Annotated in this window: 17 protein-coding genes and 2 riboswitches; of the genes, 5 read left to right on the forward strand and 12 right to left on the reverse strand. The window is 47.2% G+C overall.

All coding sequences use genetic code 11. The annotated features are described in order from the left end of the window. Positions 1-639 precede the first annotated feature (639 nt). Both J2T16_RS23655 and J2T16_RS23660 read left to right on the forward strand, forming a co-directional pair. Positions 640-2,685 carry an endonuclease MutS2 gene (locus J2T16_RS23655; protein WP_336122025.1) on the forward strand — a complete coding sequence of 682 codons (2,046 nt, stop codon included), beginning with the start codon at positions 640-642 and terminating at the stop codon, positions 2,683-2,685. Between the two features lie 37 nt (positions 2,686-2,722). Beyond that, a complete protein-coding gene (locus J2T16_RS23660) occupies positions 2,723-2,908 on the forward strand; it encodes a cysteine-rich CWC family protein (RefSeq protein ID WP_499019390.1) in 186 nt (61 codons plus the stop codon). Positions 2,909-3,200: 292 nt separating this feature from the next. On the opposite strand, the gene J2T16_RS23665 is transcribed toward J2T16_RS23660, so the two are convergent. The 5 genes from J2T16_RS23665 to gcvH form a co-directional block, all read right to left on the reverse strand. After that, on the reverse strand, positions 3,201-4,346 hold the full coding sequence (locus tag J2T16_RS23665; protein WP_221787307.1) for a mannitol-1-phosphate 5-dehydrogenase: 1,146 nt from the start codon (positions 4,344-4,346) through the stop codon (positions 3,201-3,203). Then, on the reverse strand, positions 4,343-4,777 hold the full coding sequence (locus J2T16_RS23670) for a PTS mannitol transporter subunit IIA (RefSeq protein ID WP_090915471.1): 435 nt from the start codon (positions 4,775-4,777) through the stop codon (positions 4,343-4,345). The genes J2T16_RS23665 and J2T16_RS23670 overlap by 4 nt, the downstream gene beginning before the upstream one ends. 1 nt (position 4,778) lies before the next feature. After that, positions 4,779-6,887 carry a BglG family transcription antiterminator gene (locus tag J2T16_RS23675; RefSeq protein ID WP_499019391.1) on the reverse strand — a complete coding sequence of 703 codons (2,109 nt, stop codon included), beginning with the start codon at positions 6,885-6,887 and terminating at the stop codon, positions 4,779-4,781. Between the two features lie 66 nt (positions 6,888-6,953). Then, on the reverse strand, positions 6,954-8,417 hold the full coding sequence (locus J2T16_RS23680) for a PTS mannitol transporter subunit IIBC (protein WP_499019392.1): 1,464 nt from the start codon (positions 8,415-8,417) through the stop codon (positions 6,954-6,956). 447 nt (positions 8,418-8,864) lie between these two features. Further along, positions 8,865-9,254 (reverse strand): glycine cleavage system protein GcvH, encoded by a 390-nt coding sequence (gene gcvH / locus J2T16_RS23685; RefSeq protein WP_253491815.1) that lies wholly within the window; start codon positions 9,252-9,254, stop codon positions 8,865-8,867. A gap of 346 nt (positions 9,255-9,600) precedes the next feature. Next, positions 9,601-9,723: riboswitch (glycine riboswitch) on the forward strand. Positions 9,724-9,726: 3 nt separating this feature from the next. Next, positions 9,727-9,827: riboswitch (glycine riboswitch) on the forward strand. A 229-nt stretch (positions 9,828-10,056) separates the two neighbouring features. Here gcvH and gcvT point away from each other — a divergent pair. The 3 genes from gcvT to gcvPB all read left to right on the forward strand — a co-directional run bounded on the left by gcvT (position 10,057) and on the right by gcvPB (position 14,146). Beyond that, positions 10,057-11,199: a glycine cleavage system aminomethyltransferase GcvT gene (gene gcvT, locus J2T16_RS23690; RefSeq protein ID WP_336122021.1), complete on the forward strand. Its 1,143-nt coding sequence runs from the start codon at positions 10,057-10,059 to the stop codon at positions 11,197-11,199. Then, on the forward strand, positions 11,196-12,551 hold the full coding sequence (gene gcvPA / locus J2T16_RS23695; RefSeq protein WP_336122020.1) for an aminomethyl-transferring glycine dehydrogenase subunit GcvPA: 1,356 nt from the start codon (positions 11,196-11,198) through the stop codon (positions 12,549-12,551). The genes gcvT and gcvPA overlap by 4 nt, the downstream gene beginning before the upstream one ends. A gap of 86 nt (positions 12,552-12,637) precedes the next feature. Further along, positions 12,638-14,146 (forward strand): aminomethyl-transferring glycine dehydrogenase subunit GcvPB, encoded by a 1,509-nt coding sequence (gene gcvPB, locus J2T16_RS23700; RefSeq protein ID WP_336122797.1) that lies wholly within the window; start codon positions 12,638-12,640, stop codon positions 14,144-14,146. A gap of 245 nt (positions 14,147-14,391) precedes the next feature. On the opposite strand, the gene ptsP is transcribed toward gcvPB, so the two are convergent. From ptsP to J2T16_RS23735, 7 genes are all read right to left on the reverse strand, one after another. Beyond that, on the reverse strand, positions 14,392-16,104 hold the full coding sequence (gene ptsP, locus J2T16_RS23705; RefSeq protein WP_336122019.1) for a phosphoenolpyruvate--protein phosphotransferase: 1,713 nt from the start codon (positions 16,102-16,104) through the stop codon (positions 14,392-14,394). Further along, positions 16,097-16,372, reverse strand: coding sequence for an HPr family phosphocarrier protein (locus J2T16_RS23710; protein WP_036617010.1), 276 nt, complete (start codon positions 16,370-16,372; stop codon positions 16,097-16,099). Before J2T16_RS23710 ends, ptsP begins: the two co-directional genes overlap by 8 nt. 77 nt (positions 16,373-16,449) lie before the next feature. Then, positions 16,450-18,504 carry a glucose-specific PTS transporter subunit IIBC gene (ptsG, locus tag J2T16_RS23715; RefSeq protein ID WP_336122018.1) on the reverse strand — a complete coding sequence of 685 codons (2,055 nt, stop codon included), beginning with the start codon at positions 18,502-18,504 and terminating at the stop codon, positions 16,450-16,452. A 288-nt stretch (positions 18,505-18,792) separates the two neighbouring features. After that, positions 18,793-19,647 (reverse strand): glucose PTS transporter transcription antiterminator GlcT, encoded by an 855-nt coding sequence (gene glcT / locus J2T16_RS23720; RefSeq protein WP_090915486.1) that lies wholly within the window; start codon positions 19,645-19,647, stop codon positions 18,793-18,795. A 165-nt stretch (positions 19,648-19,812) separates the two neighbouring features. Continuing rightward, on the reverse strand, positions 19,813-21,369 hold the full coding sequence (floT, locus tag J2T16_RS23725) for a flotillin lipid rafts scaffold protein FloT (protein WP_336122017.1): 1,557 nt from the start codon (positions 21,367-21,369) through the stop codon (positions 19,813-19,815). A 76-nt stretch (positions 21,370-21,445) separates the two neighbouring features. After that, positions 21,446-21,982, reverse strand: a complete 537-nt coding sequence (locus J2T16_RS23730) for an NfeD family membrane protein (RefSeq protein ID WP_336122016.1) — start codon at positions 21,980-21,982, stop codon at positions 21,446-21,448. A 308-nt stretch (positions 21,983-22,290) separates the two neighbouring features. Then, complete coding sequence (locus J2T16_RS23735; protein ID WP_154983375.1) at positions 22,291-23,454, reverse strand: iron-containing alcohol dehydrogenase; 1,164 nt, start codon at positions 23,452-23,454, stop codon at positions 22,291-22,293. Between the last annotated feature and the right edge of the window lie 50 nt (positions 23,455-23,504).

Genomic DNA, 23,504 nt, shown 5'->3' on the forward strand with positions numbered 1-23,504 from the left:
TCATAATCAAGTCCACATCTTTATTCAGATTTGTTGACTTGAAGTGATTTCCAGTTTATATTACATGTATATTCCTCAGGTCGAAGGAGAGATTTTGATGTCGGTGAGCGTTCTTAACTAATCAAGTTTCATATTCAGGAGTTTGGCTTTTCATGACACTTTTGCCGTCAAGGCATACGTGTGTTTCATGATGCGTCAGATCCCTGTACTTAGTTAAGAACAGCGGAAATCAAACATCGCCTCCGGGATTGCCTATGTCCGGGTCTATTGCCGCGCTGTGTTCAGCGCGGATTTTTTTTGTATAGACTCTCTTTATGGACTCTGCTTTCCCATACGTTCAGGGCGGAGAATGACGTTTGTTCATTCTCCGCCCTTTTTGTGTTTTCCATGAGAAATATTTTTGACTATATAAATTGAACTAAAGATTATTCACACATGCACTCCGATGACAGAATAACCTTCCAATCGCTGTTATCCCCAGATTTTCTTGATTCCCTTTTAGAAAGGATAAAATCTGGTGATAAAGGCGAACGCTTCGCTTCTCCAGGTCCTTTCTGTCCTCTTCGTTTCCGTGTAAATGAATAGCTCAATTTATATAAGCACAACAAAAAACATTTTACATGAAGGAGAGATTTAAACATGAACAACAATAATGACGCTAGCAAGACGGCAAATATCAAGAGTTCAAACGAACAAACCCTAACCATTCTTGGCTTCCATCATATTCAAAAAAATATTGCTGACTGCGCCCTTTCCTATCTGGGGAAACGTTATGCCCGTGAACTCAAACCGATGACCGATGTGCATCTGATTCAGATGCGTCTGGACGAAGCTGCGGAGGCCACAGCTCTTGTCCGTTTTGGGGCGAGCGTGCCCATCCCTTCGCTGGAGGGGATGGAAACGATTATCAACCTGCTTGGCACGGGATATCTGTTCAGTGAACGCGACTTCAGTCATCTCGCGCAATTTCTACACAGCTGCACACAACTGATGAAGTATATGGAGAGTAAATCCGGCATCGCTCCCATCGTAAGTCGTTATGCATCATCTATGATGCTTATAGAACCCTTACGAAGTGAAATCGAACGCTGTATCCACAACGGTCGAATTCAGGATCAAGCGAGCAAGGAACTCTTACGGATTCGAAAGAAAATGACCGTGCATGAGGAACGCATGAAGCGCAAGCTGGATTCACTGGTTAGCAAGCACCGTTCGATCATGCAGGAGCAGGTCGTGAGCCAGCGAAATGGAAAAACCGTACTGCCCATTAAAAAAGAGTTCCGTAAACAGGTTAAAGGCAGTGTACTCGACGAATCGGGTAGCGGCCAAACCGTATATATCGAACCAGCCGAGCTGTCAGGACTGCAGATAGAACTCTCTTCACTGCAAGCCGAGGAGTCCAGGGAAGAGATGAAAATCCTTGGAGACTTGACTTCCCTGGCCGAATCGTACAGCCGGGAAATTGCACTGAATACAGAAACCGTTGGCGTGCTTGACTTCCTGTTTGCCAAAGCAAAATATGCGGCGGCTATAGATGGTCGATCCGTACGCGTTAATAGCAACGGTAAAGTTAAACTGCAACGAGCGAGACACCCCTTGATGGGGCCGTCCATGGTCCCGCTTGATTTTTCCATCGGATACACTTACTCGTCCCTTATCATTACAGGCCCGAACACAGGCGGTAAAACCGTTGCTCTCAAAACATTGGGGCTGCTCACTCTCATGGTGCAATCTGGGCTGCTTGTTCCTGTGGATGAAAGAGGTGAAATGGCCGTGTATGAACAGATCGCAGTGGATATTGGCGATGGACAGAGTCTTGAGCAGGCACTCAGCACATTCTCAGCGCATATTCGGAATATGATTACCATTCTGGAGCAGGCGAATCCTTCCACGCTTGTACTGATTGACGAGATGGCATCAGGTACAGATCCAGGAGAAGGTGTAGGACTTTCCATTGCTATGCTGGAGGAATTGCATCACCGCGGAGCAACCGTGGTAGCTACAACACACTTTGGGGAAATTAAGCATTTTGCCTCAGCCACATCTGGATTTGAAAATGCACGCATGGAGTTTGACACCGCATCTCTCCAACCTCTGTATCGACTTCGGATCGGAGAAGCCGGTGAAAGCTATGCATATTCGATCGCGCTGAAGCTGGGCATGCCCCAGCATATCATCGCTCGTTCCAAATCTGTTGTGGATGAAGCTCTCACGAAGAACATGATGCAAGATGTTGCAAAAGAATCGCAATCACAAACAGATAGTGAACATCACACTACCTTGCCTGTCTCTATGGAACACACTGATTCTATAGAGCAAAATGCACATACGACCGTCCCAAATAAGACTATATCTCCAAACGGTGCGCCTCCCGTCTCCAATTCGGCACCAGCACCAATACGTGCTTTTCGTAAAGGAGACCGCGTCTACGTTGCCTATCTGGATCAGGCAGGTATAGTAAGTGAAGAAGAGGATAACCGTGGACAGATCGGGGTCATGATTCGGGGCCGCAAACTAAAAATTCATAAGAAACGTCTGCGTCTGCACATCTCTGCTGATGAGTTGTATCCAGCCGATTATGATCTCGACATTGTGCTGGAAAGCAAAGAAAACCGCAAAAAACGCAAACTCATGGGGCGCAAGCATGTAGAGGGATTACAAATTGAGCTACCACCGGAAGAATGAAGGCACGCCCACGCATTTAAAAAATCAACCTGTGCATATGTTACTCTCATACGGGTACTTGCAGCGCAGATGTGCCTATGCTGAAGGTAAACCACATTCGGAATGTTGGTGCGGCCATGTTTCCTTCCCCGAAGGTGTGTTTGAACGCATTCCAGCCGAGAAACGCGGCAAGTCATGCATTTGTCAGCAATGTTTGGAGAACTATGTACGTGAGCATGAGTAACTATTTTGCTATAACCAGCTCTTATTCGCTAAAAGCGATATGAAGAGCCGATTGTTAACTAGGATCGAAAAATAAAAGAAACCATTCCCTCTCAAATGGAACTGTATCATGAATTTGAAGGGATGGTTTCTTTATATTCGAGACTTAAGTTCGTTATTACGTTTGGTATCTCTATTCCATCTATATTTCTGTATAAACAGATAGATAAACTTGCTAACGTCCCAGCCTTAGTGGATCCACGCTGAGCTTTCAATACACTATGCCAGACTTCGATTACTGTTATACAAACCGATTACATCTGTTTGTACTGCTTCACTGCCTCCACCAGTACCGGATGATTCTCATCCATACCAGTATAGTGCGATAATGCGGCTTCAACGCCTTTTTCGCGGATCATGCTTTGTAGCTCCACCGCTTCGGGATCATCAGACACATCAAACTTGCAGGCCGCCGCCATGCCCATGGCGAGATGTGTCACTGGCATGTCTTCTTCATACGCCAGAAGTGCCGGGCGAACGAGACGATCATTCGGGGAAAGCTTGCGTAGTGGCGAGCGCCCCACACGGGTTACCTCGTCGGTCAGATAAGGATTAACAAACCGCCCCAAAATTTTTACAATATACTGCTCATGTTCTTCCGGGTTGAAACCAAAGCGTTTCACCAGCACCTGACCCGTTTCCTGCAGTGCTCCATATACCACGGATTTCACCTTTTCATCGGCAATAGCCTTCTGAATGGTATCATATCCGTGCACATAGCCGATATATGCCGCAACGCAATGTCCCGTATTCACAGTAAACAGCTTACGCTCAATGTACGGTTCCAGATCGTGCACATAAACAACACCATCCATTGGTTTGAATGCAGGTGCCATTTGCGAGCGATCCACTACCCACTCGTAAAAAGGCTCCACCTGAACATGCAACATGTCTTCATGATTCTGGATGGGGACAATCCGGTCTACGGCCGAATTGGGAAAGTAAACATATTCATCAGCAAACCCGCGAGCTTGCTCATCCAGCAAAGCATACACATGCTCTTTCAGCTGAGCGCTTCCACCGATGGCATTTTCACAAGCGATAATATGCAACGGCTTTTGTACAGAACCTGCACGTCTTCTTTGCTCCAGACCTTCTGCGATTCCTGGTGCAATATGCTTTAGTATGCCTACACCAACTGCGGTTGTAACCAGGTCAGCTTCTGCCACGGCCTTAGCAACTGTCTGCAACTCCCGTCCATCAATGGCTTTTACTCCGGTTACGGTCTCCTGATCTTTGCTTTCATTGGCAAGCTCTACGGTGTACTCCCCGCGCCTCCGAAGAGCATTCACTAGTTCCTGATTTACATCCGAGAACGTCACTTCATATCCGGCACGGGACAGAATCAAACCAATAAATCCGCGTCCGATGTTACCTGCGCCAAAGTGGAGGGCCTTCATAGCTCCATTTCACTTTCTAGAATGGTGATTACTTCCTCAGCAGTTTTCGCATAACGCAGTGCTTCCATATTCTCTTCTTCGGCACAGATTACTGCAATGCTCGTCAGAATTTCCATATGTTCGCCGCCTTGTGCAGCGATGCCAATGACCATATAAGCTTTTTCTTCTCCAAAATCAACCCCCTGCGGAAACTGAATTACCGAGATACCGGTCGAGAGAATGAACGTTTTGGATTCTTTTGTACCATGCGGAATAGCCAGTCCATTGCCGACATAAGTGGATACAATCTCTTCACGCTCAATCATTTTGTCAATGTAATCTGCAGTGATATGACCTGCATCCTTCAAAATCTGTCCTGCCATACGAATCGCTTCATATTTATCTTGAGCCGTCGCGTTCATGATGACTTTGTCTTTTGTTAACATACTCATGTTAAATACCTCCAATTTCATTTTTACTGCGATAGAACCCAACCAGTTCACGGGAAAGGTAATGGATGATTTCATCCCTGTTTCCTTTGCCCAGCAGTGTAATCATCTCTTCTTGCAGAAGCAGTGCACTAATCTCGCTGAGCACCTCCAAACTTTCTTTGGACAACTCCTTTGGCCCCAGCATCAGTAATACATGACTGACACCTTCCGGGTCCTCCGCTGTTCGAAGCAGAGGTTCCTCTAGTTGAAAAAGACTGATGGACGGCTTGTAGATACTCTCACTCCGTGTATGGAAAAGGGCCAGCTGCGTCCCGGGAATCTTCTGACTTCCCATCGACTCGCGAACCTCAAGCAACTTGGCGACCTCGCCCGGGTCTTTCAATATGCCTGAGCGATGTGCAACCTTACACATCCCAAGCACACTTTGAGCAAAATCAAGATGCGCATTATCCATTGCATGTACCTGAAACTTACCGATAATGCGTACAATTTCAAGCAGCGTTGCTTCCATTCCGTCCGCATCGGAGATCCTACGAGTGGGTGTCTCCTTGCCCATGTCGCGGGATTTGCGATGTTGCCGCTGTAACGTTGTAGTTTTGATAAAATGTCGCAAGCTCTCGCTTTCTTCGGCTGTCAATAGCGGACTGACCTTGTAATACTGATCTTCCTCCATCGGTAAATCGACTGTAGACAACACCAGATCATACTCATCGGTAGGCATTCGTGCGGCTTCGTACCAAGAGACACTGTCTATAATCTGGATCTCCGGAAATTCCTTCGACAACCGGCTGGATAACATGCGCGAGGAGCCAATGCCACTGTTGCATACAACGATGGCCCGAATTTCCTGCTTCAACGCTCGCAACCGTTCAATGGATGCACCAAAGTGCATGACTAGAAAACCGATCTCCTCATCCGGCACTTCTGCTCCCGGCCATGCATGTAACACAGACCTTTTAACTTGTTCGAAAAGGGTGTCATAATCCTTACGAATCTGCTGTAGCAGTGGGTTACGTATCATCTGATGCCCTTCAAGTCGCTCCATTACCGGTACCATATGTGCAATTAAACCTTCACGTAGCAAGCGGTCTTCATGAAACGCATAACCTGTTCTTTGTTGCATCTGGTCCGTAAGCGAATGCACCCTGTCCATCAGAATCAGATCATCGATCGGGAGCAGTCGTGAAGAATGAATCTGCTGTTCTGTCTCCGTAAGCAATTGGTGAAAATAGGCTTGCTCCTCACCAGAAAAGCTGACTTCAAGCTGTGAGGATAGAACACTGCAGAGTCGCGAAGCCATGAAAGCTGCCACTCTCTGCTCGTTCTGCTCCGCCACGGTTTCAGCGCCTTCAGCCGTCTTAGCACCCGACGAAGAACGTTCTATATTAAACCCTTTACGTATCCGAACCACAGCAGCCGATAACTGAATGAGCAATTTCATGTATTGCCGCTCAGGTATCTTTTCAAGCCATTCGATATCCGGTTGCCATAGTGCATTTTCAATGGTAAGTACATCGCTGTGACCAATCATACTGAGCAACTTTTGATTAACGATGGAGCCTCCTTGCTCAGGCTGTCTACCAAAGAGATCCGACTCATCCAGTACTTCCAAAGCAAGCGCTGCAATGGCTCTGCGATGAATCGCTTCACTTCCGGTGATTTTGACACCATAGCCTCGCCTTCGAACAAGCTTCAGACCCGCCTGCCGAATGCGTGACTCCAGATCATCCAGATCGGTGGTGACCGTCGAAACAGTCACTTTCAGATCCGAAGCGAGAGCAAGCAGTTTGACCGGCTCAGCTTCATCCAGCAGGATGCAAAGCATGAAGAGCTTACGCTCTTCCGGCGTAAACTCTACATATTCATTACCCTCCAGTTTCTGGCGTAATGCACTGAGGTCATCTGAACCGGAATCAATGCGTATTCCGGTTCCCGACTTTTTTTCGAGGCGCATACCGAGTGGTTCAAGCCACTGTTCAATCATCAGCAGCTCACGATGCACGGTACGTGTACTCACTTTTACTTCAACGGCAATTTCACCCGCCGTGACTTCATGGGGATGTTCCAACAGGAATTCCACGATTTCACGTTGTCTTTTGGTAATACTCATATCTCAGCCTCCGGCTCTGGGAAAACGGCTGCCCTTGTTTGAAGCTGGTTCGCAGTCTGCTCCCTTTTACTTCAAACGTTCAACAAGCGCATCGTATTCCGGGCTTTTTAGGAAGTTGTCAATGGATATATGCTCTGCATTAGGTGCTACCGAACGTGCACGATCCGTTAGTGTTTTTTGCGTAATAACAACGTCTGCGTCTTGCGGAATTTCACTGATCGCTGTGTTAGTTACAGCAACGTCAATTCCTTCGGTTTTCATTTTTTTGCGCAGAATCGAAGCACCCATTGCACTCGACCCCATACCTGCATCGCAGGAGAAAACAATCTTTTTCACATCTGCTTTTGCCTTGGATGCAACGGAAGTTGCGATATCCGCTGCTCTGTTCGCTTCATGGTTATCCGCTGTGATGGTTGCGTTTGCTGTATTGCCTTGGCTCTTCATATCTTTCATTCGACTGGAGGCTTCTTCCAGATCCTCTTCCTTCTGTTTACCCGTTTTGAGTAACAGAGAGGCAATCAGGAAGGAAACCACCGCTGCCACGATAACCCCGGCAAGCATTGGGATATATCCACCTTTTGGCGTCAACAGGAAATAGGCAATGATACTGCCTGGTGATGGTGCCGAAACCAATCCCGCGCCAGTTAGCATGAACGTTAACGTACCCGCAACACCGCCGGCGATGGCTGCCAGAATCAAAATAGGTCTCATCAGGATGTACGGGAAGTAAATCTCATGAATCCCGCCGAAGAAATGAATGACAACCGCACCAGGTGCAGAAGATCTCGCCATTCCACGACCGAAGAAACAGTAAGCGAGCAAAATACCTAGTCCCGGTCCCGGGTTAGACTCAAGCATGTAAAGAACGGATTTACCTAATTCTCTTGCCTGATCTGTTGCAATTGGCGTTAAGATCCCGTGGTTAATGGCATTGTTCAGAAACAATACTTTACCCGGTTCAATAATCAGATTGACGAGTGGCAATAAGCCCAGATTCATCAAACCCTGCACGCCTGCAGACAAAACTTTGCTAACGGCCTCAACTGCTGGCCCGATACCGAGCAAAGCAAAGATGGCCAAAATACCACCGATGATTCCTGCCGAGAAATTGTTGACCAGCATCTCAAAACCGGCTCTGATCTTGCCCTCAATGGATTTATCAAACTTCTTGATCACCCATGCACCGAAAGGCCCCGCAATCATGGCCCCGAGGAACATTGGAATATCCGTTCCGACAATGACACCGATGGTCATAATCGCCCCGACGACACCACCACGCGTGCCATGCACCATCGTACCCCCGGTATAACCAATCAGTAGCGGCAGCAAATAAGTAATCATCGGCCCTACAAGCTGCTCTATTGTCGCATTCGGAAACCATCCTGTTTTAATAAACATCGCTGTAATTAATCCCCAAGCAATAAATGCTCCCATATTGGGCATGACCATACCGCTCAGAAATCGTCCGAAGCGTTGCACACCAACACGTAACCCACCTTTGGAATTGGATGTTTGATCCAAATTACTCATTGGTTTATCCTCCTTGAATCAAGTCATTATTTCGTATGAAAGGGGTATCATTGATCCCCTGCTGTAATCCTAAGCGAGAAAACCTTCCTGTTCAATCAAATGAAAGCGTACTTTCGTCATGAACAATGATGACAACATTGGATTATGTAGTCGCTTTTAATTAGGAATATATGCTCAACCCTTTGATACCCAAGGCTTTTCTCGCCTATGACTTTATTCATATACAACATACAAAGCAATAAAATAGCTTGGTCCGTTTGCATTTTTTTTATTCATGATTTTAAGTTACTCCTACTTAAATTCCTACAATATGCAGAAAAAAACAGCAAAAAAAAACCTGCATGAGCTCATAGCTCACGCAGGTTTAAATAGCAAGATTTTTATATTCAAGTAAGATCATATATATGTCAATAAGTACAAATCAACTCGACGATTCAGTCTATTCCACTACTCGGTATGTTTAAGATATGCATCCGCATTCAGCAATGTGGATAATGCAGCAGTTACATCTCCATCGACACGGATTTCGATCATCCAGCCTTCTTCGTAAGGAGAACTATTGACCAGTTCTGGCGAATCCTGCAAAGCTTCATTCACTGCAACAATGGTGCCGCTGACAGGTGAGAACAGATCAGATACCGTTTTGACGGATTCAATCGTACCGATGCTGTCTTCTGCTTTTACACCGGCTTCAAGATCAGGCAATTCTACAAACACAATGTCACCCAGCTGATGCTGCGCGAACTCGGTAATGCCAATACGTACGGTATCCTCCCCTACGGTTTGCACCCATTCGTGCTCTTTACTGTACAGGAAATCATTTCTCAATTCGCTCATTGATATCCGCCTCGCTTTTCATTAATGAGTGCATGCGTTCTTTGACCTTAACCTTTTTCCCAGACAATAGCGTATGATATTTCAGATTCAAATGTCAAGTTAGCTCACAATTTATTTAAATTTGGATACCTCTTCGTGTGTAACCTCACACTACTCTTTCTGCATATAATGGTGAATACTAGAATAGTAAGCGCACTCTTTTAAAATAACCGAACATTAATATAGTATAAACATTAAATATTCGTATTTTACACAATTTCAATGATATCGTTCTTGACATCAGGAGTGGATTCACGTTTTAATGAGAAGAGCAACTGAAGTAAATTGGACTACGTATGAACCGCGGATGAATGTAAAGGGAGAGATTGCCCGTACACCCGGTTTGGGGATGTGCATGAGGCGGCGCCGAAGGAGTAAACCACCGACAAGCGGGGGTGAATCTCTCAGGCAAAAGGACTTTTACAGGACGCAACTCTGGAGAGCATCTAATCGTCCTATACGGACGTTATGATCACCCAAGGGGAAACCTGTCTGAATAAACGGCGGGGTAACTCTCAGGTACAAGGGACAGAGCCTAAGAATACAGCGTGCTACTTGGCATGCCGGTTCTTTGGCCTGTCCTTTTCCTTTTTCCCAAAAAATGAATTGCAGGTTCTAGAATCGTACTGAACATAACCAATGAAAAAATGTAAAACAGACGGCTGTTAACTCTCGATTACTAAAATTACTTAAGCATTAATGATCTGGCTCACAGAACGTGTTTTCATACTTGGCCTACTACGGCCCATGACGAGGTGATTGGATGTCTGATTTATTAAGAACACCACTCTTCCCCCTATACGCGCAATATGAAGGTGTACGTTGCATTGATTTTGGCGGCTGGGAGCTCCCAGTGCAGTTTAGCGGTATTCAAAAAGAGCATGAAGCCGTGCGCGAGCGCGCCGGGCTGTTTGATGTATCCCATATGGGCGAATTCACCGTAACTGGTGAACAGGCAGAAGCCTTTTTGCAAAACATGACAACCAACGACGTGACCGCATTTGTACCAGGTCAGGCACAATACACACTGATGTGTTATCCCGATGGCGGTGTAGTGGATGATCTGCTTATCTATAAAATCGCGGAGCAACACTACATGCTGGTCGTCAATGCCTCCAATATCGACAAGGATTGGGCATGGTTGCAGGAGCACATTATACCTGGGGTGAACATGACCAATGATTCCGAGCAAACGGCGTTGCTGGCGCTACAAGGCCCTTTAACGGTCGATATTCTCTCGAAGGTTACAGGTTCAGAGATAGATGCAAGCTCCATCGAACCGTTCCGCTTCGTACAGCATGCCGAGGTATGCGGAGTAAAGCTGCTGCTATCACGAACCGGTTACACCGGAGAAGATGGCTTTGAACTGTATGTTGCAGCTGATCAGGCAGCTCTTGTATGGAACGGACTGATGGAAGCCGGTGCTGATGTAGGCCTCGTTCCAGCAGGACTTGGTGCACGTGATACACTGCGATTCGAAGCGAAGTTGCCTTTATACGGGCAGGAATTATCACCAACCATCTCTCCACTGGAGGCAGGGCTGGGCATGTTTGTGAAACTGAACGCCGGGTCTTTTATCGGACACGAAGCTTTGTTGCAACAAAAAAATGACGGCCCTGCCCGCAAGCTGATCGGTATCGAAGTGCTGGAGCGTGGCATACCGCGGCCCCATTACCCGATCTATGCGGATGGCGTTCAGATTGGTGAAGTGACAACCGGTACACAATCGCCAACCTTGAAACGTAATCTGGGGCTTGCCCTGATTGACAGCAAATATACTGCACTGGGTACACCACTGGAGATTGAGATTCGTGGCAAAAAGCTAAAAGCCGAGGTCGTCAAGGCCCCTTTTCATAAACGGACACGTACGTCAAAGACACCTACCCAAGGAGCTGAGCAAGCATGAGCAAGCACCGCTACATCCCCATGACAGAACAAGACCAGAGCGCTATGCTGGCCACGATCGGCGTGGATACACTTGAAGATTTGTTCAAAGATATCCCGCAGGAAATTCGTTACCAAGGCGAGTTGCCTGTATCCTCCAAACTGGATGAATATGCCTTAACTCGCCATATGTCAAAGCAAGCTGGCTCCAATGCCAACTTTGAAACACACGCCAGCTTCCTCGGCGCAGGCATCTATGACCATCACATCCCTTCTGTCATCAACCATGTCATTTCCCGTTCGGAGTTTTACACAGCCTACACCCCTTATCAACCTGAGATCAGTCAGGGGGAATTACAAGCTATCTTCGAATTTCAATCATATATTTGCGAGTTGACAGGTATGGCGGTAGCCAATGCGAGTATGTATGATGGTGCAACGGCTTTTGCAGAAGCTGGCAATCTTGCCGCCGCAGCTACCCGTCGTAAACAGCTTATTGTATCTCGCACCGTTCACCCTGAAGCCCGTCAAGTATTGCAGGCGTACGCACATGGACTGAGTCTGGAGATTGTAGAGATTGGTTATAAAGATGGGGTTACCGATTGGGATGCCCTGCAAACGGCCATTTCGGAAGATACCGCAGCGGTTATGATTCAGAGCCCGAACTTCTTTGGTGCCGTGGAAAATATAAAACAGGCTGCCGACCTTGTGCACACGCACAAAGGGCTGCTCGTGGTGAGCGCCAACCCGCTGTCGCTCGGTTTGCTGGAAGCCCCAGGCAAGCTGGGCGCCGACATCGTTGTAGGCGATGCGCAGCCCCTCGGAATCGCCGCTTCGCTCGGCGGACCCACTTGCGGATACTTCGCCGTGTCCCAGGCTCACATGCGCCGGATTCCTGGTCGAATCGTCGGCCAGACGACCGATCGCAACGGCAAACGAGGCTTCGTGCTGACGCTGCAAGCCCGCGAGCAACACATTCGCCGCGAAAAAGCGACATCTAACATCTGCTCAAATCAGGCGTTATTAGCGCTTAGTGCTTCTGTCTATATGTCTACTATGGGAAGACAAGGCATGATTGATGTTGCTGATCTGAATTTGCAGAAGAGTCACTATGCACGAAATACGTTAACAGCTATTCCCGGAGTGAAACTCACTTTTACTGCCCCTACGTTTAACGAGTTCGTCGTCCAGCTCCCTGAAGGAACCGATGTGGATGCTCTTCAGCTGAAACTGCTGGATGCAGGCTTCATCGGCGGTTATGAACTCGGACGTGAATATTCGGAACTGGCAGGACATATGCTCATTGCGGTCACCGAACGACGCAGCAAAGAAGAGATCGATGAATTCGCATGTGTATTGGAGGGATCGCTGTGACTCAGGAAACGACCACAAAAGTAACCATTGCGGGAGCTTCATCGGAAACATCTAACCTACATCAGTCAGTCAATGTGCAGACTGGAATGGACTCGCAAGCATTAGGAAATTCGACCAGTCCGCAAGTCGCACCATCCGTTGCTCCCGAACAAACTCTAATTTTTGAACTGAGCAGTCCCGGACGTGTGGCCTATTCCTTGCCGGAATGTGATGTTCCCCGTCAGGATGCTGATACGTTGATTCCCCGGGAAATGCTGCGCTCGGAAGCGGCCGCGTTGCCGGAAGTATTCGAGGTTGATGTTATTCGTCATTATACGGCATTGTCCCGCCGCAACTTCGGGGTAGATAACGGCTTTTATCCACTTGGTTCATGTACAATGAAATACAATCCAAAGATCAACGAAGATGTAGCACGTTACAACGGCTTTGCCAAGATCCATCCGTATCAGCATGAATCCAGTCTTCAAGGTGCTCTCGAACTGCTCCATACTTTACAAAATGATCTTGCAGGTCTGACCGGTATGGATGCCGTAACCCTGCAACCTGCTGCCGGAGCACACGGGGAATGGACCGGACTGATGATGATTCGAGCTTATCACGAAAGCCGTGGTGAACTGCGTACCAAGGTTATCGTACCCGATTCATCTCATGGCACGAACCCGGCCAGCGCAACCGTAGCTGGATTCGAAACGGTGACAATCCCGTCGCGTACGGACGGTTTGGTCGATCTTGATGCTCTCCGTGCAGCAGTCGGTTCAGATACCGCAGCACTCATGCTGACGAATCCGAATACGCTCGGCTTGTTTGAAAAGGATATTCAAGAGATTGCGTCCATCGTACACGAAGCTGGCGGATTATTGTATTATGACGGAGCTAACTCCAATGCCATCATGGGCATTACACGTCCGGGAGATATGGGCTTTGATGTGGTGCATCTGAATTTGCATAAAACGATGAGCACACCTCACGGTGGTGGTGGACCTGGTGCCGGACCTGTCGGTGTGAAGAGCCGCCTGATCCCGTTCTTACCTAAACCGATGGTTGTTCAAAATGATCAAGGCATGTACGCTCTGGATTACGAAGGAGATCAATCGATCGGTCGGGTCAAAGCCTATTATGGCAACTTCGGTATTCTTGTTCGTGCTTATGCTTATATCCGCACTTATGGACCAGAAGGGCTTCGCCGTGTGTCCGAATGTGCTGTGCTGAACGCCAATTATATGATGGCTCGCCTGGCACCTCATTACGAGATTCCTTATCCTGGCGTGTGCAAACATGAATTTGTCATGTCAGGCCGTGGCCTGAAGCAGTATGGTGTACGCACACTGGATGTAGCCAAACGCCTGCTGGACTTTGGCTATCACCCGCCAACCATCTACTTCCCGCTTAATGTCGAGGAGTGCATTATGATTGAGCCAACGGAAACCGAGAGCAAAGAGACGCTGGACGGATTTATCGATACAATGATCCGTATTGCGAAGGAAGCCGAAGAATCACCGGAATTGGTGCTCAACGCTCCGTACGGCACGCCGGTAACTCGTCTGGATGAAACGACCGCAGCACGCAAACCTGTATTAAACTGTGCTTGTAGCTAAATAAGTTAAACTTTTTACACAGTCTACTTTAATGACAGAGTCCCCCTGTGCGTGATGAGATATTCTCTCACTCCCATAAGGGGATTTTATTTTATCCACTTGTAAGAACAGCTATCCTGTCACTACGATAAAAAAGCAAAAAAAGCCGGCCCCACTGGATCGTGGACACCGGCAATATTGCTGCAATAACGCAGCCCTTTATCGGAAAAAGAAAGACCTCAAATCCGGAGGAAACTCCGGCAAAATTACGCTTGAATGCTTTGAACCAGTTCAACCACTTGTTCAGCGGTTTGCATTTCCAACGCTTTGGCAGCGAGTTCCTGCATGTCCGCACGGGACAATTTGGTGATTTGGCTACGCGCTGGCAGAATGGAAGTTGCGCTCATGCTGAACTCATCCAGTCCAAGACCAAGCAGCAATGGAATTGCTGTTTCGTCTCCTGCCATCTCACCGCACATGCCAGCCCATTTACCTTCACGATGCGCTGCATCGATAACCATTTTGACCAAACGCAAAATAGCTGGGTTGTATGGTTGGTACAGATAAGATACACGTTCGTTCATCCGGTCAGCAGCCATCGTGTACTGAATCAGATCGTTAGTACCGATACTGAAGAAGTCTACTTCTTTGGCAAATTGATCCGCCATCACAGCTGTTGATGGAATTTCGACCATGATCCCGAGTTGAATGCTGTCGGAAACAGCGATCCCTTCAGCGACCAGCTTTTCCTTCTCTTCGAGCAGGACAGCTTTGGCTTCACGGAATTCACCCAGTGTTGCGATCATAGGGAACATGACACGCAAGTTTCCGTGTACACTTGCACGCAGCAACGCACGCAATTGAGTACGGAAGATATCCAGACGGTCCAGACACAGACGAACTGCGCGGAAGCCGAGGAATGGATTCATTTCTTTTGGCAGATCCAGATAAGGAAGCTCTTTGTCTCCACCGATGTCAAGTGTACGAACTACAACAGGTTTGCCTTCCATTTTTTCGAGTACCGCTTTATAAGCATTGTACTGAATGTCTTCGGAAGGAAGCTTGTCTCTGCCCATGTACAAGAACTCGGTACGATACAAGCCTACCGCCTCGCCGCCGTTTTCCAATACACCTGTTACATCGTTCGGCGTACCGATATTTGCAGCCAGTTCCACATGAACGTTGTCCACCGTAACCGTTGGTTCGTCACGCAGTTTTCTCCACTCCGCACGCTGTGCATCATACTGTTCCTGTTTGGCACGGTATTCAGCAATTACGTCATCTGTAGGGTTAACCAGAACTTGACCGTCCAGACCGTCAACAATGATCAAGTCTCCTTGTTTCGCTTGAGCCAAGATGTCTTTCGTTCCAACCACAGCCGGAATCTCAAGCGAACGAGCCATGATAGCGGAGTGAGAAGTACGTCCACCGATGTTGGTTGCAAAACCTTTTACGTATTGGCGGTTCAATTGAGCTGTATCAGAAGGTGTTAAATCCTCTGCAAGCACAATCACTTCTTCACTGATTTCAGCCGGGCTCATGAAGTCGATACCAAGCAAGTGATTTAGCACACGCTTCGTAACGTCACGCATATCCGCAGCACGCTCTTGCAGGTATGCACTCTTCATGTTTTCGAACATCGAGATGAACTGGGAAGCTGTTTCATTCAGTGCGAATTCTGCATTGATCATGTCATCAGCGATCTTCGCTTTCACCGGATCAATCAGTTCCGGGTCATCTAGGATAAGCAAATGTGATGCAAAAATCTCCGCTTTCTTCTCGCCAAGCTCTTGTAAAGTACGCTCTTTGATCGCCTCAAGCTCAGCGCGGGATTTACCCAGCGCCGAGTCAAGTTTAGCAATCTCTGCGTCAACGTCGTTAATCTGGCGTTTTTCTACAGAGTAGTCAGGATGCTCCAAGATAAACGCCTTGGCGATAGCAATACCCGCCGAAGCCGCGATCCCGGAAACATTAAGCATTAATTTCGCCCAACCCTTCGTTAACCATAACGTCTGTCAGAGCTTGAAGAGCTTCTGCTTCGCCTTCACCTTCAACGATGATGCTGATGGTGTCACCTTGCTCCAGACCGAGGGAAAGAACGCCCAGAATGGATTTCAATGTTACTTTTTTGCCGTTAGCTTCTGCGAAGGATTCAGCACCTTTGAATTTGTTTGCTGTATTAACCAGGGCAGTTGCCGGACGTGCGTGGATACCATCTTCGTCTGTAATTCTGAATGTTTGTTGCATTACAATCATCTCGCTTTCAGTAGTTTAGTTTAGGCATTGCATATATTTACACTTGCTTGCCATCGTTGGAACAGTTCTTATTTTATCTCAATGATCGGCTGATCGCCAACTTTGAGCACGCCACTCTTCTTCAAAGTGACGGTAGAGCCTTCTGGCAGGTTGGTGAATATCACCGGAGAAATGATCGAAGGAGCGTTCGCTTTGACATACTCCAGATCCACTTCCATAATCGGTTGCCCTGCAGATACCAGGTCACCTTCCTGTACCAGTACGTTGAAACCTTGGCCTTTCAGTTTCACCGTATTGACACCTATGTGTACAAGCACTTCCTTACCACCGTCAGACATAATGCCCACGGCATGTTTGCTTGGAAATACATTAAATACTTTACCATACACAGGAGAAGTAATCGTTCCGTCATGTGGCAAAATGGCGAACCCGTCACCTGTCATCTTTTCAGCAAAGACCGGATCAGGTACATTCGTAATATCCATCAGCTCACCATTGACTGGCATTACGATATCCTCTGTGACAATGCGTTCACCTTGTTCTCCTTGTGCTTTCTCCTCTTCAGGAGTTGGTTTAACTTCAGCAACTGGAGTTGGTGCAGGTGTACGCCCTGCAATGATATCTTGCATTTGGGACTTGATCGTATCGGAACGTGTTCCGAAGATGGCTTGAACATTATTACCCACTTCAAGCACACCAGATGCACCCAATTGTTTCAAACGATCTTTTTGTACATTGGATTTCTCATTCACTTCAATCCGCAAACGAGTAATACATGCATCCAGATGTTTAATGTTTTCCTTCCCGCCAAAGGCTTCGAGGATATTGTGAGGCAGATCGTCCGTGGAGCCTGAAGAACCGCCGGATGCAGTTTCCGCAGATGCCTCTTCACGTCCAGGTGTTTTGAGATTGAACTTGCGAATGATCAATCGGAATCCGAAGTAATAGATCACGGCAAGGATCAAACCGACGATAATAACATCCCACCATGGTGTGCGGTTTGGAATGATACCAAAGATCAGGAAGTCAATGAAACCGCCTGAGAAGGTCATCCCGATTTTGACATCGAGCAATTGCATCGTCATGAAAGACAAACCTGCAAAGATACAGTGTACTGCAAACAAAATCGGTGCTACGAACAGGAATGAGAACTCGAGTGGTTCTGTGATCCCTGTCAGGAATGATGTCAGCGCAGCTGAACCCATGATCCCTGCAACATATTTTTTCTGCTCAGGTCTTGCTTCATGGTACATCGCAAGTGCCGCTGCTGGCAAACCGAACATCATGAACGGGAATTTACCAACTTGGAACGTTCCCGCAGTCAATTCAACGCCATCGCGCAACTGGCTGAAGAAAATCTTTTGGTCCCCGCGAATAACATCGCCGGCTTTGTTCACATATTCACCGAACTCAAACCAGAATGGGGAGTAGAAAATGTGATGCAGACCAAACGGAATCAGTGACCGTTCTACAACACCGAAGATAAAGGCCGACAAAGTCGGGCTGGTATCTACCATGAAGTGAGAAATGGCATTTAATCCGTTCTGGATTGGTGGCCAGATGACCACAAGCAGTAACCCTAACAACAGGGAAACTACTGAAGTGACAATAGGAACAAATCGTTTACCTGCAAAGAATCCAAGGTAAGACGGCAGTTCAATTTTGAAGAACCGATTGTAACACAGCGCTGCGGCGATACCAATAATGATACCTCCAAAAACCCCTGTGCTTAGTGTAGGAATACCCAAGATACTTGCATAACCAGGTACTTTGCCGATCATGGCAGGCGTAACACCTACTGCAGAACCCAGAGTTACATTCATCACCAGGTAACCGATGATGGCTGCAAGTCCTGCTACACCTTCACCGCCAGCGAGTCCAACAGCTACCCCGACAGCAAACAGCAATGCCAGATTATCAAATACGATCTGACCTGCGTTCATCATTATAGTTGCAATCGAGTTTACCCACGGGGTATCGAGCGCAGTCACATATTGCAGGAAATCCGGATTCACCAGCATGTTACCAATTCCGAGCAGCAAACCTGCGGCTGGCAAGATCGCTACAGGCAACATGAGAGCTTTACCTACTCTTTGCAATACACCAAAAAGCTTTTTAAACATCGCGTCGTATTCTTCCTTTCGTCTAAGTCTGTATGTCGTGATGCAAGCAATGGAACACAAAAAAAGGCATGAACTAATAAAAGTGAACTGCGCCTACCTTGGGGTATAGCATACCCTTAAAAAGGTAGAACAATCACACTCTAATTAACTCATGCCTGATCGAGTCAGTAACACGTCGCTTATGTTTATTCAGTTGCTTGATTACGGTCACCATTGTAGCACCACTTCAAACGTATTGCAAGCCTTTACAGGAAAAAACGTGATTTCGCTAAAATTTCTGACATGATTTCACTTATTCTCTTCTTCTTTCCGTTGATTCAGTCGCTGTAAATGTATCGTTAGATATCCAACTTCTGCCGGATATACAGGCAGTTTTAATCGTTTCTCCATCACCTTAGTAAGCTTCCATGCAAGCGAGTACATTTCGGGATACTCTAGTTTGAGCAAGGAATCCAGCTTGTGCAGTTCCTCCACCTTATCTCCACGGCGTACACGTTCCAGGGCAAATCGAAGGTGAGTTAGCAGGCGGGAGTAATCCAAAGACTGCGTTTCGAAGGAATAGTCGAGCTGGTCTGCAACCAGGTTCACCAGATCCGTAATTAATTGAGAATGCTCTCGTACCTGTGATATGTTCTGGTTCGTCATCGCACTATAGATATGCAAAGCGACAAAACCAATCTCATCTTGGCCAAGATCTACGCCCATCTTTTCCTTAATTAAACGAACGGCATATTCCCCCATCCTATACTCATCTGGATAGATCTCTCTTGTCTCATATAAAAAAGGATTTTGGATGATTATTCCCTGCTCTTTGCGTTTAAGGGCAAAAGAAATATGATCTGTTAACGCAATATGAATATGTTCATTAAGCGGAACGTCCGTACGCTCTGCGATATACGTGATGACTTCGTTAATAATCTCAATCAAAGCCTCATCCACCTGCGGAAGAAGTTGCTTGTACTGCTCCTGCTCCTGCTGGTTTTTCAAAATAAACATCTTCTCCACAGCCGTCAGTGGGATGTCATCACTCGGCTTCCGGTTAAAGCCGATGCCCTTGCCAATGACCACAACTTCGCCGTGTTCAGGATGCTGTGCAATAATTACATTATTATTTAGCGCTTTATCTACATGCAGGCTGCTCATTTTTGCACCTCTTTTTTCACACCATCTTGGATGTGTCTGACACATCTTCAAACCAAATCAAAAAAACATCCGGAGCGGGCAAACCGCGCCGGACGTCTCGCTTAAAAAGTAACAAAAATTCGCCATAAGGTCAATAGACCAGCCATGTAATTAAGCTGCCATTTCTTACTCTTTACTATCGCTACGCTCTACAATGCTCTCGATAATAGGTGACGTCTGTTTTACAGCTTCACTCGATGGCACAGCCACTGGTGTAGCTATTTTCGGTTTGGTCAGCCCTTTAATCAGTTGCTCCACGTCGATACCTGACACGCTTTTCAACATCTCAGGTGCAGTAGACATCAGTTCCGTAACGTAATTGCTGACACGTGCTGCACCTTCACCCTTACCTGTATCCACAACGGTAAGTTTATCAATAGCCGAGATTGGCTCAGCAATTTTACCAGCAAGCTCAGGTAGCATTTTGACGATGATATCGAGTACCGCAGCTTCGCCAAACTTCTGGAACGCCTCAGCCAATTTTTCTTTGGCTTCCGCTTCGGCAAGACCACGTAAACGAATAACTTCAGAGTCTGCCGTACCTTTGGCAAGTTCCGCGTCCGCCATAGCCTGACCTTCCAGTCGCTTCTGTTCAGCCGTGGCCTTGGCATGTGTTTCAATGGAATACTGCACTGCATCGGCTTCACGCATTCTTTTCGCTTTGTCAGCCTCGGCCGCCTGCTCGACTGCATAACGGTCCGCTTCCGCCTTTTTCTTCACTTCCGCATCATACTGCTTCTCGCGTACGATGATTTCTTTTGCTTGCAAGTCAATCTCCCGTTCTTTACGGACGAGTTCAACTTTCATTTCTTCTTCTACTACGGTCTGTCTAGCACGCGCTTCATGGATATGGTATGCCTGATCCGCTTCCGCTTTCGCTGTATCCTGATCCCGCTTAAACGTCGCCACTTTCAGTTCCTTCTCTTTGGCAGCCTCGGCGATATTGGTATCACGCAACAGCTCCGCTTTTTGACCCTGCTCTTCTGCGTTTGCTTTCTGAATACGAGCATCTCGCATCGCTTCCGCTTCAGCAATCTCGGCATCCCGCTTCACGGCTGCAATTCTCGGTTTACCTAATGCATCAAGATAACCCTGCTTGTCACGGACATCTTTGATGGTGAAAGAGACAATCTGTAATCCCATTTTCTTCAAGTCTCTTGCTGCTACACCTTGAACCTCTTGCGCAAATCGATCCCGATTCCGATACACTTCTTCCACTGTCATTGTACCGAGGATGGCCCGCAAATGACCCTCTAGCACCTCCTGTGCTTCGCTTCTCAGCGCTTCTACAGGTTTCCCGATGAATTGTTCAGCTGCCGTGGCAACGTCCTCAACAGCACCTCCGACCTTGATAATGGCTACACCATCAGCAATTACCGGAACACCTTGTTCCGTGTATACCTCGGGAGTGGAGACATCCAGCTTGTGGGATAACAATGAGATAAACTCGGATTGCTGGAACACTGGCAGGATAAATGCACCGCCACCACGAACAATTTTAATTTTACGGCCCGAGTCGTCATCCGATATATTTTTATTACCAAGAAACGAACCCGTCACAATCATTGCTTCATCTGGTCCAACCGTCTTATATCTTGCCCAGAAAGCCAAACCCAAAATTAAAATAACTCCAACCACAATGACAGGAATCAACAATACATCCCAATCCAAATTTTCAATCATTCACATCTCTCCCCTTATCTCGTAAGTACTTGAACCTCGTCGGCGATCCATAATCGTATAACTAACCTGCCGATCTTTAGACTTCCTTAAGTACATCTTTCTCCCACTCGGATACGCGGAGCACGCCATCAACCACATCAATGACAACCACTCGTGCTCCCGCCGCAATGGGGAGCCGTTCAAAACTAGAAGCAGTTTGAATTGTACTGCCGGAAGCGAAACGGATCATCACTTCACCAAACCCTTGTTCCGGCACAGGTATGGTGATTTCACCAATTTTGCCCGCTAACTCCTTCATGGAGAAACCAATTGAAACGTCACTGTTACGCATCGGCTTGATATATGCGAAAAATACCAGCATGGCTGCAGCAATACCGATCAGCAGGGATAAGATCAGATTCGACATCACACTAAGAGAGCTGTACCGCGTCAGTAGTATGCCTGCTCCACCAAAAGCAGTGATGGACCCCGCCAGTACAACAGGTTTAAAAAAATCAACACCAGGCATTTCGAAAGCACCATCCAGCAAACCGTCAATCAAGTCACCTAGCACCAGACTCACGATGGCAAAAACGGCACCTCCGATGAGACACCCCCAATAGATTGCTTCCATCCCCTCTTCCTCCTCTCCGCTGCAATTTCTCCCAATCTGTGCATTCCACATGTAAATAAATACGTACATCCAGGCAAAATGTTTCAAAATCTTTCCTGAGTTGTATTGAGAAGCCGCTAATGGGTATTAGCATCATAATATTCAGGAATGCTCCATTTCTCTCTCCCATGCCAATTCACGGTGTGGAATCACAGAAGTGATTCACAGTAGTCCAGACATGAAAAAACGCAAGCCTCCAACAGGAGACTTGCGTTTATTATCAGTATTCCAATGGATATTAAGCTTACATGCCAAGCTTCTTAATTCACTTACAGCGAAGCTTTGTAGATGGATACCACATCTTCACGTTGCAACTTTTTAAAGTTACCGAACGGCCCAAACAGCATCGCTTTATCCGCCATAACCTCAATCTGACTGTCATCAATATCATAGTCAGCCAGACGGTTTGGTGCACCAATGGATGTCCAGAACTTGCTGAGTGCATCAATACCTTCCTCGGCAATCTGTCTGTCGGATTTACCTTCAGGGTTCACATCAAACACGTTGATCGCAAGACGTTTGAAACGATCTACCTTCACATCAAGGTTATGTCTCATCCAGTGCGGGAACAGAATTGCAAGTCCACCACCATGCGGGATGTCGTAGACCGCAGATACCGCATGTTCAATATTGTGCGTTGCCCAGTCTCCTGCAAGTCCCATGTTCAACACGCCATTAAGTGCCATTGTTCCGCAATACAGAATCGTCTCACGAAGTTCGTAGTTCTCCAGGTCATCCACCAAACGAGGTGCTGCATCCATAACTGTACGCAGAATCGTCTCGCAGAAGCCGAGTTGAACAGGTGTGTTCGGATCCAGATGGAAATAATGCTCCAATACGTGAGACATCATGTCCACCATACCGTATACCGTTTGGTCCTTAGGTACCGTGTACGTGTTCACGGGATCAAGAATGGAGAATGCAGGGAAAGAATGCGCACTACCCCATCCGAGCTTCTCTTGTGTTTCCTGGTTTGTGATTACGGAACCGGAGTTCATCTCTGAACCAGTAGCCGCCATGGTAAGCACTGTGCCGAGTGGAAGCGCGTCTTGTGCAACAGCTTTACGCTGTGCAAAGTCCCACATATCTCCATCATATTTGGCTCCAACGGCAATCGCTTTGGCGCAATCAAGCACACTACCGCCACCAACAGCCAGAATGAGCTCAATACCGTTCGTTTTACACAAGTCCACGCCTTTATGTACAGTGGATAGACGCGGATTCGGCTCCACACCTGCGAGCTCCGTTACTTCTGCTCCGATTTCCTTGAGCAAACCAAGCACTTGATCATACAGTCCGCTACGTTTGATGCTTCCACCACCATATACAAGCAGAACCCGTTTGCCGTATTTCGGCACCTCGGTTTTCAGCGCTTCGAGCTGGCCTTTACCGAAGATTAGACGAGTCGGGTTATAAAATTGAAAAGATCTCATGATCTATAATCGCCTCCAATGGAGTTTAGTTTTTAGTGCAACCTCAATTA

Origin of the sequence: Paenibacillus intestini (assembly GCF_030803945.1) — a bacterium.
Classification (GTDB): domain Bacteria; phylum Bacillota; class Bacilli; order Paenibacillales; family Paenibacillaceae; genus Paenibacillus; species Paenibacillus polysaccharolyticus.